Below are 12069 nucleotides of genomic sequence, written 5' to 3'. Positions count from 1 at the left end.
GTATGAAGAAGTAGCTGTGATTGCGCCAATATGTGAACATCAAAAAAACCGGGCAGTGTTTATGCCACCCGGCATCTTCCAATCCTTACCGATGCTCAAACAGATCAATGGCACCCAATACGACATGAGCCAGACCAAATCCAAGTACGCCTGTTGCTGCCATCTTATACTTGCTTCCAAGAAAAGCGGCGCTAGAAGCGGTTACGACGGTTCCAAGTACAGCGGGAATTAGACCTTCGCGCATTCGAAACACTCCTTCTCGGTGGTTTGGGAGACAAAGGTTATTATGGGTCAATCTCAAAAAAATATACAAAGCTAAAGAAGACCTTAGACCAGTTAGTGCTGGTTCTAAGGTCTTCTTGTTTAGGAATTGCTTTACTCTGATAGGGTAACAGCAGTACGAGAAACACCAATTTCTACTTCATGTACATCATATAATACACGTGCGAGTAGGTCTTGGCTATAATTTCCGAAATGTTTGCCATAAATGGTAAGCCCACGTTTGTTTACGGGTTTGTCCGTTACAGCGATACGGAAAGTGAGCTCGCTCTTGTAATCTAACTGGATGTCATCCAGCGTTACGTCAGAAATTCGGCAGCCATCAATAAAGCTACCTTCATTATTAATACGGATCAGTTTGAGCATGCCGTACTGATTTAAATGTGGTGGCCACCAGTCTGGATTAAACGTTCCCCGTGTGTCTCCGAAATCACCAGGACTAGTCCAGAAGCCGATTTCAATTCCATTCAAGTAGAAATATAGGTCGGAGGGATAGTTATCATTAGATCCAGGAGCTTCAGAGCCGATTTCCATCGAGAATTGAATTTCGCGGAATGTTTGATTTGCTTTAAGATAGTTTGGAATTCTGTATTCGAGAAACCCTTCTGACATCCAAATGATCTCGGATTCGATTCGCTGGGGATCTGCGAAATAACGGGGCTCGTCGAAATCACCAATAATGCTGTCTTTGGTAGCAAGTCCACAGGTCGGAACAGCTTGATAGTTGCTGTAATGTCCTACTTGAATTTCTACTTCGTAAAGATTATCAACATCCTTGCTGCGAAGATCAACAATAAGCTTGTCCTTATTTAAATAGCAGACCTTCTGAATACCGTGTTTGCCCACGGATGTATTTATTTCGATGAGACCGCTTTCTTCCAACTTTTTAATATGCATCGTGATTGCGCCGTTGCTGAGGTTCAGCTTCTTGGCTATTTCATTCAGGTTCAGCGCTTGATTGGTAGCTAAAAGTTCGAGTATGAGGATTCTGATTTCAGAGCTAAGAGCTTTAAAAATTTCAAGGCCACTCATTAAATCTTTAATATAGATCATTTTATCAATACCTTCTTCCAAATGGTCATAAATGAATACTGTTTTATGAAATTATAAACTAATATAGCATATAAATAAAGCATACTTCCTTATTTTGTAGAATTGCAAAAATAAGAGCGTTTTTTTACTATATCAACATTTGATTTAGTTAAACTTAAAGGTATTTCAGAAATAATCTGAAAATTAGGGGATTTTTTTTCGGGATTTCGTTACTTTATTCGTTAATTTTATAAAAACATAAATAGGTTTAGTATAATATGTTTACAAGTGTTTTTGTCTGTGCTATTTTTAAACTGAAAATGAATACATATTTATTTTAAAAGGATTCTGGATGGGAATATGCATATATAGAGGAGAGAGATTATGGATACGAGTAGAGAGTACAACAATCCATTGGTAGAACAACGTGCTGATCCGTGGGTATATAAACATACAGATGGCAATTACTATTTCACAGCTTCTGTTCCAGAATATGATCGGATCGAAGTACGGAGATCGACAACCATCGAGGGATTGGCTACTGCAGAACCTGTTGTAGCATGGCGCAAATATGAGACGGGTCCACTCAGTGCTAATATTTGGGCACCTGAGATTCATTACATTGAAGGAAAATGGTACATTTATTTTGCAGCAGCTCGCACTACGGAGACGACGGACGGTTTGTTCGACCACCGTATGTTTGCGCTTGAGAATGCATCTGCCAATCCTTTAGAAGGAACCTGGGTAGAAAAAGGCCAAGTGAAAACCGCCTGGGAATCATTCGCTTTAGACGCGACCACGTTTCAGCATAAAGGGAAATTGTATTATGTATGGGCTCAGAAGGACCCGGATATTCAGGGTAATTCTAATCTGTATATTTCTGAAATGAGCAATCCGTGGACACTAACAGGTCCTCAGATTATGCTGGCTACTCCTGAATATGAATGGGAAATGATTGGGTACAAAGTAAACGAAGGTGCAGCTGTATTGAAACGTAATGGTCGTATCTTTATCAGCTTCTCGGCTAGTGCTACCGACTTCAACTACTGCATGGGATTATTAGTAGCGGATGAAGACAGCGATCTACTTGATGCAGCTTCATGGACTAAACTACCAAATCCTGTGTTCCAAACGAATGAAGCGAATGGGCAATTCGGTCCAGGTCATAATAGCTTTACGATTAATGAAAATGGGGAAGATGTGCTCATCTACCATTGCCGCAATTATAAAGAAATTACTGGTGATCCTCTATATGATCCAAACCGACATACTCGTGCACAAGTCTTTCATTGGAATGAAGATGGCACGCCGAATTTTGGAGTTCCTGTTAAGGATGCCGCAAAGAAATAATTTGTTATGAAAAAAAGAGGGTTACCTATTAGCTACGCAAATGGCTGAACTGCACCCCGTCAAGTAGACAATACAATAAATAAAAGTAGTTTAAGCGGCCTTAGTCCTAAATTCAATGGGACTGAGGCCGTTTAGTTTTGCCTGTAACCGTTCGTTATTGTAAAAGTGAATGTAGCTATCAATATCTGTTTGAAGTTCTTCAAAGGTCTGGTAGGTATGTAAGTAGAACTTTTCACATTTCAATGTTCCCCAGAAGGATTCCATCGGCCCATTGTCAATGCAACAGCCCACTCGGGACATGCTTTGCTTCAGTTGTGCATCGTCCAGCATCTTCTTAAAATTCAGAGAGGTATACTGGAAACCACGGTCACTATGGAGTAAGGATCGGCTCTCCGGCGCTGCCTGCAAAGCTAATTCCAGCGTGTTAAAAACTAGCGAATTATTATTGGAATGGCCCAGAACGTAAGCAACAATGGACTTGTCATACAGATCTTTTATTGCACTTAAATACGCCTTCTTGCCGTTGCCATATTTGAATTCTGTTACATCCGTTACCCATTTTTGGTTTGGAGCTTCCGCCTCAAAGTTACGGTTCAGCACATTCTCTGCGACCTGCTGAGGCGTAGAGCCTATGTACTTCTTTCTCTTTCTGCGGATGACAGACTGGATGCCCTGGAGTCTCATAAGGCGGTACACTCGCTTAGCATTAATAGATTTGTCCATTTGTCTGCGCAAATGTAGGGTCAATTGACGATACCCAAAGGTCCGTTCCACCTTCTCATACAAGAGGAGCATAGCCTCTGTCAGTTTCTTGTTGTCGGTTTCTCGGGAACTGGGTTCACGATTCAACCATTTGTAGTAGCTTGACCGCGAAATCCCAGCGATATCACACAAAAGCTGAATGGAGCAAGACTCCTCTTGCTGAACAGCCTGAATCGCCAGGTAGATGTCCTCCTGACGAACGTGACTTAACGTCTCCTCCTTTCGAGTTCCTCTAACTTTTTTAGAAAAGCATTCTCCGCACGCAGGCGTGCATTCTCGTATTCCAGCTTTTGCATCGCGAGTTTGTGGCGATCTGCTTCGGTAAGTTCTTCAGGCGCTTTGGTGCGTCCTCTGCCGTCTCGTAACGCCTCTTCACCACCTGCTTCGTACTTCTTTACCCAGCTATATACTTGTTGGTAAGAAACGTGAAAATGGGTTGCTGTCTTCGTATAGTCTTGTCCATTTGAAAGACAGTACAGCACGATATCCATCCGCTCCTGCCAAGTGGTTGCGCGTCCTTTGGTCATAGCTCTAGTTCCTCCTAAATTAGCAGTTAAGCTGTTGCTATGACCATTATACTTCTTAATCCAATTGGCAAGTTGGGTTGTGCTTGCAATCTTATACTTGTAGATGATTTGGCTTTGCGACAATTTCTCCTCGAGATAATCCCTAACTGCTTGGAGTTTGAGCTCTGGCGAATACTTTTGATTGTGGGATCGCACCTCCAGGCCTTCGTAACCGTACAATTGATAACGTCTTCGCCACTTCACTACAGATGTTTTGGATAAGTCGTATTTTCGAGCCGCAGCTTTTAAACTAATTTGGCCGCATTCAATTTCTTGGAGAATCGTTAATTTTTCAAGTGCCGTAAACTTTTTTTGTTCCATAAAAATGCTCCCCATACAGCAACAGGTTTTTATTATTTCGCCTGTCTACTATATGGGGAGCATATCAGGCCGCTAGGTAAACCCTCTTTTTTATAAGTTGCTGCTTAAGGTATATATTGTTGCACGATGGAAGTGATTACGCCGTCCTGAACGGTAATGTGATAAGGGAACTGGCTTAGATCGAAGATATCCGTTTTATTAAATTGATCGATAAATTGCTGTAAGGTAATGGCTTCGTTCCAATGAATGTCCAGATCCTCAATGTTGCCAGTGTGATCATAAATCTGCATGGTGACTGTTGCGTTATCCGCGATCGGATAGGTTGTCAGTGTATCAACGTCATTCACAATATAATAGCTGTCAGGAGCTCCGCCAATTTCTGCTGCACCTTCTGGGTCTCTTTCAGCAAAAACTCGATCGGCATCAGCACCCTGATACCAGTTTATTTCATCGGCTGTAATGGAAAGCTTGCCATGCTCGGATTGAATAGTATGAATATATACCGTCTGTTGCTGAGTCTTGCCACTATCCTGCGCATCTACTCGTGTTCCAACGGTACTAGCAGTAGTAATGAGGGAAAGAAACAATAGAACAACAACCGGTAACACATACGCTGACTTTTTCTTAAACATTAGAAATCTCCCCCTTGAGATATGTAAAAAGGTTGTATATACCTTATTACCCGCTACGTTTTTTCTTAACCGAGCTTCATACTACTATTACGTTAAATGAGCAGGTTTTGTTGCATTTTTTTTAAAAATATTTCTGAAAAGCGATTGCAGTCATGGATCCACTAAAAATGATAGTAAAAGTTTGTCTCCTCGGGCATATTAAAAACTCAAATCATACAGATTAGGGGGAGCGACGAATGGGTGGAATACTGCGGATTTATAGGAATGATTGGCGTAATGTTTTTAAGGTTCCTGTAGCCGTGTTCCTGATCGCTGCTTTAGTGGTATTACCTTCTGTATATGATTGGTTTAATGTTGCGGCAGTATGGGATCCCTACAGTAATACCTCTGGCATTAAAATTGCTGTAACTAGTCTGGATGAAGGTACTACCGTGCAAGACAAGAGCTTTAATATTGGCAATGAAGTTATGGAAAGTCTTCGGAATAATAAAAACTTAGGCTGGACCTTCGTCGATGCAGATACGGCGCACAATGGTGTGAAACGTGGAGACTACTATGCCAGTATTGTTATCCCAGCTGATTTCTCAAAGAGAATGACAGGAATCCTTGAAGGCAAGATCGTGAAGCCAGAGATCGAATACACCGTCAATGAGAAGATAAATGCGATTGCTCCTAAAATCACGGATAAAGGCGCCTCTTCAATCACTACACAGATCAGTGAGAATTTTACGGAAACGATTAGCGAGACAGTGTTTACTGCTTTAAAGCAAATCGATACAAAGTTTCAATCCGAATTGCCTATTATACGCAAGGTAGAAAAAGGGTTGTTTCAGTTAGAGGCAAATTTACCTGAAATTGAAACGGCAGGCCGGCGTGTATTGCAAATAGAGGAGAAATGGCCGCAAATTCATGCATCGGCAGAGCGTATTTCTAAGCTGGAGAACAAGCTACCTGAGGTTGAGAAGGCGGGTTTGGCTTTAGAAAAAATAGCTGAGCATTGGCCTCAAATTGCCAATGCTGCAGATCATTTAGGAGAGCTGCAGGATAAGCTGCCCAAAATTGAACAAGCTGCACAGCTAATCGTTGAGCTTGATAATCATTTTGGAGAAGTTGAACAAATTATGGGCAAGGCGTCGGAAGGTCTTGCGGAAGCAAATAAGGTTGTTAACACTGCCCTAACAGCACTGCCTAAGGCCGACAAAATTGCAGCTGCTGGAAATGACTTTGTTCTGGAGCTTCAGCAGTTCTTAGAGAAGAGTAATGCTGCATTTGAAGCGGTACCCGCAGTTCTCAAACAAAATATTTACCTGCTGCAAAACACGGAGAAATCAGTAGTTCAGCTTGCTGAACAGCTGCAGGGGAAGGATAAAGAGTTGCAAGCTGTGCGTGAGCAAATTCAATTCGTTTCAGCTCAACTGGGATTGAGCACCAATGTGATTGAACATACACTTTCTTTGTTATCGGCACTGAATACATTCTCACCAGGGACAGTGTCTAATGCTGAGATTAGCTCCTTGAAGGCTGTAAACAATGACTTGAACAGACAGACTACATTGATAAATTCGTTGGCAACGGATCTTCAAAATGAGGGTCAGCCTGATCCGAGTACTGTTAAGCAATTGAGCCTTAAATCTGATGAAGGAAACGCAGCTATTGAAAAGCTCATCTCCCAATACAATACGGCAACTATCCCTGCTATAAAAAATACACTAGAGCAATTAACCGCTGCTGCTGAGACTACAGCCACTGCCTTACAGCAGGTTCCAGATCGGCTGCCGGCGCTTGGTACCCTTCTTGAAGAGACCGTGGCAGCGATTGAGTTCGGACAATCGAGCTTAGCTAGTCTACAGCAGGACTTACCAGCAATTCGTGAAGCGGTGCATACAGCAGCTGGTGGCGTGGCAGATAAGACACAGAGCTTTGGTGCTTTTGTTCGTGATACGCTTCCACTCATTCAGAGCAGCTTGCCTGTTGCCGGTGAAAAGATACAACAAGCCGCACAATTCGTCCGTCAGGATCTTCCGACTGTAGAGGAACGGGTTCATCAGATATCTGATCTGATTCGTACAGGGCTTCCCCATGCGGATAAGGGCGTGGCGGTCGCAGCGGATTTGGTGCGAAATGATCTTCCGATACTGGAAGACTCAATTCGTAAAGCAGCATCCACAATCCGTCAGATTAAAGATGAGGTGGATTTGGAAGAGATTGCTGAGCTGCTCGGAGGGGATATCAAGAGCAAAAGTGATTTTTTGGCCAATCCGGTAGTGTTAAAAGAGAATAAGTTATATCCTATTCCGAATTATGGTTCGGCTATGACTCCTTTTTATGTTGTTCTTTCCTTATGGGTGGGTGGTACACTCCTTATCTCACTTCTTCGTACGGGGGTGGATACTGAGGGGATTGTGTACAAGCGGTATCAGCTGTATTTTGGACGCCTGCTGACATTTCTTACGGTTGGGATTCTTCAAGCGCTGGTGGCTGTACTCGGTAATATTTTTATTCTAAAATGTTATGTGGTGGACAAGGTGTGGTTTGTTCTGTTTGCAGTGTTGATTAGTATCGTATTCGTGACGATTGTATTTACGCTTGTCTCCGTATTCGGCAACGTTGGGAAGGGGATAGCGATCGTATTCATGGTGCTTCAATTCTCAAGTTCTGGGGGTACGTTTCCAATTAGTACAACAGGCCATTTCTTTCAAATGTTGAATCCGTTTATGCCATTTACTTATGCGATTAGTCTGATGCGGGAGGCGGTAGGGGGAATTCTGCCAGAAGTGGCGATTCGCGATTGTCTTTATTTGATCCTATTCGCTGTTATAGCGCTCTTACTGGCGCTAATGCTTAAGAAGCCGCTGGAGCGTTATATCAATAAGGCGGCTGAACAAGCCGAAGAATCGAAATTGATTTCTTAAGAAAATAGAGGTTGTACCTAAGCCAATTGCTGTGGCTTTTGGTACAACCTCTTTTCGATTATCTCGCTGGAGCGAAATCGGCTACTGGCTTTAGAATCTCTTCAATTCTCTCCAAAGTATCTGGGGACAGCACGGCATCAACCGCTTTGGCGTTCTCTTCCACCTGCGCTGGTTTACTAGCTCCGATAATTGCGGAGCTTACGCCAGGCTGCCGCAGGGTCCAAGCTAAAGCTAGTTGGGACAGCTTCAAGTCAAGACTGCCAGCTAGTTCATCCAGCTGTCCGACAACAGTCAATACATCATCGCGGAAGTAGCTTCGAATGACTCCATTGACCGAATCATCAGCTGCACGGGTTCCTTCCGGTGGCTGTTGACCAGGCTTGTATTTACCTGTCAGAATGCCTTGGGCGAGTGGAGAAAAGACTACTTGGCCGAGGCCCTCACGCTGAGATACCTCAAGCACCTCAGCTTCAATGTAACGCTCGAACATGTTATAGATCGGCTGATTGGAAATAAGCGGACGCAGATTTAGTCTGCGTGAAATACCGGCGGCATCAGAAATTTGGGCTGCGCTCCATTCGCTTACCGCTGAATACAGAATTTTTCCTTGTGCAGTTAGATCGTCTAGCGCGCGCAAAGTTTCCTCTACAGGCGTCTCTTTGTCGAAGCGATGACAAAAATAAACATCAATATAATCGGTTCCTAAGCGGCGAAGGCTAGCTTCGCATTGCTCCATGATGTGCTTGCGAGATAAACCCCGATTATTTACATCGTCTCCCATGGGGAAGAACACCTTTGTACTAAGCACATAAGATGATCTTTCATAGGAGCGAAGAGCAGCACCTATTGCTTTTTCACCTTCACCACGGTTATATACATTTGCTGTATCAAAGAAATTGATACCGCATTCAAAAGCTTTGCTGATGCAGGCGTCCGCTGCCTTTTGCTCTGCTGCTGTTCCATATGTAAGCCAGCTGCCTAAGCCAATCTCACTGATTTTTAGTCCTGAATTTCCTAGTCTTCTGTATTTCATATTTATCTCCCCTCCTTGAGTAGTATATGTTAACTTTACTTGTATCCTATGGAACATTCAACTTGAATGTTTCAACCGTTTTGAACGTGCGTACCGCCACGTGCTTGAAGAAACTGGGGAAGAATGGGAAGCTAAAATTACATATTACCAGAGTATAGTTAAGCAGCTTGCAGTGGAATTTAATGCTGTATTTGTTCCTTTACAGGAAATGTTCAATACAGCTACAGGCAGAGCAGATGCAGCCTACTGGCTGTGGGATGGCGTTCACCCGACAGCAGCTGGGCATGATCTGCTGATTGCTGGGGAGTGGCTGAAGGTCGTAGAGAAAAGCGGTCTTTTAAACGACTAGTGAAATTAAGGTTTCTCCCTATCTATATCTATGCACCTACTGAGATTACTCAGCGGGTGCATAGATAAGAGATACATGATAGTTATTTAGAAACTCGATCCATTCCTCTGAAGGCTCCTGGTCTGTAACGATATAATCCACTCTATCAAAGCTGAATAATTTAATGAACGCAGTCCTGTCGAACTTAGAGTGATCTGCGAGCAGAACTACTTTATTCGCCTGCTGCTGCATAAGAATCTTCAATTCACTTTCTTCTTCATTCGAATCGCTGAGCCCACCAGTCATAGACAACGCTTTACAGCTGAATATAGCTACGTCCACATTATATTTTTGAATGGTCTGCGAGGCGGTATTCCCAACAAAGGAGCTAGTCTCGGGCCCTAGTATTCCACCAGTGGAAATTAGCTTTTGCCCGGAGTGTTGAAATTCGGATAATACAACCAAGGAGTTCGTAATAATCGTCAGATTGTTTTTTTCCTCTATAATTCTCCGCAAGGCCTCAAAAACTGTTGAACTCGTATCCGTCACCAAGCTGTCTCCATCATTAATTAGTTGAAGAACATGATCAGCTATCGTTCGTTTGGCCTCTATATTTACCTGATGTCTACTCACATAGGGAGGGTCCTCATTCGTGTGGGCATTAAGGATTGCACCGCCATAATTTTTCTTGGCAAGTCCTTCCTTGTCCAGTTTATCCAGATCCCGCCGAATGGTCTCTTCCGAGACATTGAATTTTTGCGCCAGCTGAGCGACATGGACTTTCTTTTGTCTGTACAGCTCATTTATGATTAGATCCCGCCGTTCAAATGCTTTCATCCGTTCACTCACCTCTATCATCATCTACTTCCTAGTTTACTACATTGTTGTATAAATCAAAGAAATAACCTCATATTCACATAATACCACAGTAAAATAATATTAATACCACATAAAACCACATAATTTATCTATAAATATGTTGTTTTATGTTGACTAAAGCGTTTCCATATTTTATGATGAAGGAGAAATAGGTCCATTAACGATAATACTAAGATGATCTTGAGGAGGAACAGCAGTGATAGAAAACTATCCGAAAATTGGCATCCGCCCGACCATTGATGGCAGAAGAAGAGGGGTTCGCGAATCGCTAGAGGCTCAAACCATGGGTATGGCTCAGCGGGTAGCTAAATTTATTGAAGAGAACTTATTTTATCCGGATGGCCGGCCCGTAGAGTGCGTTATTGCCGATTCTACGATTGGTGGCGTGAAAGAAGCTGCTGCTGCGGCTCAGAAATTTGCTGGGTCTAATGTTGGCGTGTCGATTACCGTGACCCCTTGCTGGTGTTATGGTTCTGAAACGATGGATATGGATGCTTCGATCCCGCATGCAGTTTGGGGATTTAACGGAACGGAACGTCCTGGTGCCGTGTATCTAGCTGCTGTTCTCTCTGCTTATGCACAAAAAGGAATTCCGGCGTTTGGCATCTATGGTGAGGATGTTCAGGAGTCTAGCAGTGAGGAGATTCCAGCGGATGTGCAGACTAAATTACTGCAGTTTGCCAAAGCTGGGTTGGCGGTTGCTCAGATGAGAGGGAAATCCTATTTATCTATGGGATCTGTTTCGATGGGGATCGCTGGATCGATTGTGAATGAACAATTCTTCCAAGAGTATCTTGGGATGCGAAATGAATATATAGATATGTCTGAATATGTGAGACGGTTTGAAGAAGAAATTTATGATAAAGAGGAATATGAGCGTGCACTCGCGTGGACCAAAGAAAACTGCCAAGTTGGTGCCGATAATAATCCACAGCATCTGCAAATAAGTGATGATGAGAAAGAGAAGCAGTGGGAGACTTGTGTGAAAATGACATTGATCGCCCGTGACCTGATGATCGGCAATCCTGTTCTCGCTAAGCTGGGCTTTGAGGAAGAGGCCAATGGCCATAATGCGATTGTTGGTGGCTTCCAAGGGCAGCGTCAATGGACGGATCATTTCCCTAACGGCGATTTCATGGAGACGATTCTGAATTCCTCGTTTGACTGGAACGGTAAACGTTCACCTTATATTGTAGCGACAGAGAATGATAGCCTGAACGGAGTAACGATGCTGTTTAATTATCTGCTTACGAATACAGCACAAATTTTTGCGGATGTCCGAACCTTTTGGAGTCCAGATGCAGTTAAGCGAGTAACGGGTCATCAATTGGAAGGTGAGGCTGCACACGGAATTCTGCATTTGATCAACTCTGGTTCGGCTGCTCTTGATGGGACGGGTGAGCAGACGATAGACGGTAAACCTGCGATTAAACCTTTTTGGGAAATTACAGAGGATGAGGTAGAAGCTTGTTTGAGCCATACCCAATTCCGCCCGGCTTCTCAAGAATATTTCCGTGGGGGCGGCTTCTCTACAGATTATTTAACCAAAGGCGGGATGCCAGTTACGATGGCACGTTTGAACTTGGTCAAAGGACTTGGACCTGTTCTTCAGCTTGTAGAAGGGCACACGGTAGAGCTACCTGAGGATGTTCATCATACACTGGATCAAAGAACAGACCCAACTTGGCCAACGACCTGGTTTGCGCCTAAGCTAACCAATAATGGTTCATTCCAATCGGTGTATGATGTTATGAATAATTGGGGCGCGAATCACGGAGCGATTAGTTATGGTCATATTGGAGCGGATTTGATTACGCTGGCGTCTATTCTGCGCATTCCGGTCAGCATGCATAACGTTGAGGAATCACGTATTTTTAGACCTCGGGTGTGGTCGTTATTCGGTACCGAAGATCTGGAGGGAGCAGATTACAGAGCATGTCAGAACTTTGGACCTCTCTACTAAAATCTTCCTGTG

Annotated in this window: 9 protein-coding genes and 1 pseudogene; 4 read left to right on the top strand and 6 right to left on the bottom strand. The window is 43.4% G+C overall.

Annotation, left to right across the window (positions count from 1 at the left end):
* Positions 1-85 precede the first annotated feature (85 nt).
* Together NSS67_RS26060 and NSS67_RS26055 are read right to left on the bottom strand one after the other, a co-directional pair.
* Complete coding sequence (locus NSS67_RS26060) at positions 86-244, bottom strand: hypothetical protein (protein WP_036675694.1); 159 nt, start codon at positions 242-244, stop codon at positions 86-88.
* Positions 245-375: 131 nt separating this feature from the next.
* Positions 376-1332: a winged helix-turn-helix transcriptional regulator gene (locus NSS67_RS26055; RefSeq protein WP_339316637.1), complete on the bottom strand. Its 957-nt coding sequence runs from the start codon at positions 1330-1332 to the stop codon at positions 376-378.
* A gap of 363 nt (positions 1333-1695) precedes the next feature.
* Here NSS67_RS26055 and NSS67_RS26050 point away from each other — a divergent pair, with 363 nt between their 5' ends.
* A complete protein-coding gene (locus NSS67_RS26050) occupies positions 1696-2661 on the top strand; it encodes a family 43 glycosylhydrolase (RefSeq protein ID WP_339316636.1) in 966 nt (321 codons plus the stop codon).
* 90 nt (positions 2662-2751) lie between these two features.
* Here NSS67_RS26050 and NSS67_RS26045 read toward each other — a convergent pair.
* Both NSS67_RS26045 and NSS67_RS26040 read right to left on the bottom strand, forming a co-directional pair.
* Positions 2752-4310 (bottom strand): IS3 family transposase gene (locus tag NSS67_RS26045; RefSeq protein WP_339316635.1). Its coding sequence is split into 2 segments (ribosomal slippage): positions 2752-3677 and positions 3677-4310, totalling 1560 coding nucleotides; the frame shifts between segments, so codons are not numbered across the junction.
* Positions 4311-4414: 104 nt separating this feature from the next.
* Complete coding sequence (locus NSS67_RS26040; RefSeq protein WP_339316633.1) at positions 4415-4942, bottom strand: hypothetical protein; 528 nt, start codon at positions 4940-4942, stop codon at positions 4415-4417.
* Positions 4943-5178: 236 nt separating this feature from the next.
* On the opposite strand from NSS67_RS26040, the gene NSS67_RS26035 reads away from it, so the two are divergent.
* On the top strand, positions 5179-7854 hold the full coding sequence (locus tag NSS67_RS26035; RefSeq protein ID WP_339316632.1) for a YhgE/Pip domain-containing protein: 2676 nt from the start codon (positions 5179-5181) through the stop codon (positions 7852-7854).
* Between the two features lie 58 nt (positions 7855-7912).
* On the opposite strand, the gene NSS67_RS26030 is transcribed toward NSS67_RS26035, so the two are convergent.
* The gene (locus NSS67_RS26030) at positions 7913-8887 is read right to left on the bottom strand and encodes an aldo/keto reductase family protein (RefSeq protein WP_339316631.1); all 975 of its coding nucleotides are present in this window, start codon (positions 8885-8887) and stop codon (positions 7913-7915) included.
* 73 nt (positions 8888-8960) lie between these two features.
* Here NSS67_RS26030 and NSS67_RS26025 point away from each other — a divergent pair.
* Positions 8961-9236 (top strand): annotated as a pseudogene (locus NSS67_RS26025) (lysophospholipase); the annotation flags it as partial.
* Between the two features lie 45 nt (positions 9237-9281).
* Here the strand turns inward: NSS67_RS26025 and NSS67_RS26020 are convergent.
* Positions 9282-10052 carry a DeoR/GlpR family DNA-binding transcription regulator gene (locus tag NSS67_RS26020; protein ID WP_339316630.1) on the bottom strand — a complete coding sequence of 257 codons (771 nt, stop codon included), beginning with the start codon at positions 10050-10052 and terminating at the stop codon, positions 9282-9284.
* A 238-nt stretch (positions 10053-10290) separates the two neighbouring features.
* Here NSS67_RS26020 and NSS67_RS26015 point away from each other — a divergent pair, with 238 nt between their 5' ends.
* Entirely contained in the window at positions 10291-12057 is a 1767-nt protein-coding gene (locus NSS67_RS26015) for an L-fucose isomerase (RefSeq protein ID WP_339316629.1), read from the top strand.
* Positions 12058-12069 lie beyond the last annotated feature (12 nt).

This window comes from Paenibacillus sp. FSL R10-2734, from assembly GCF_037963865.1.
Lineage (GTDB): Bacteria > Bacillota > Bacilli > Paenibacillales > Paenibacillaceae > Paenibacillus_AQ.
The sequence above is the reverse complement of the archived record's forward strand: the minus strand, read 5'-3'. Positions and strand labels throughout refer to the sequence as shown.

Bases quoted from the DNA above. Each gene is read 5' to 3' on its own strand.
- NSS67_RS26060 (WP_036675694.1), bottom strand. From the start codon at position 244: ATGCGCGAAGGTCTAATTCCCGCTGTACTTGGAACCGTCGTAACCGCT.
- NSS67_RS26035 (WP_339316632.1), top strand. From the start codon at position 5,179: ATGGGTGGAATACTGCGGATTTATAGGAATGATTGGCGTAATGTTTTT.
- NSS67_RS26050 (WP_339316636.1), top strand. From the start codon at position 1,696: ATGGATACGAGTAGAGAGTACAACAATCCATTGGTAGAACAACGTGCT.
- NSS67_RS26040 (WP_339316633.1), bottom strand. From the start codon at position 4,942: ATGTTTAAGAAAAAGTCAGCGTATGTGTTACCGGTTGTTGTTCTATTG.
- NSS67_RS26055 (WP_339316637.1), bottom strand. From the start codon at position 1,332: ATGATCTATATTAAAGATTTAATGAGTGGCCTTGAAATTTTTAAAGCT.
- NSS67_RS26020 (WP_339316630.1), bottom strand. From the start codon at position 10,052: ATGAAAGCATTTGAACGGCGGGATCTAATCATAAATGAGCTGTACAGA.
- NSS67_RS26030 (WP_339316631.1), bottom strand. From the start codon at position 8,887: ATGAAATACAGAAGACTAGGAAATTCAGGACTAAAAATCAGTGAGATT.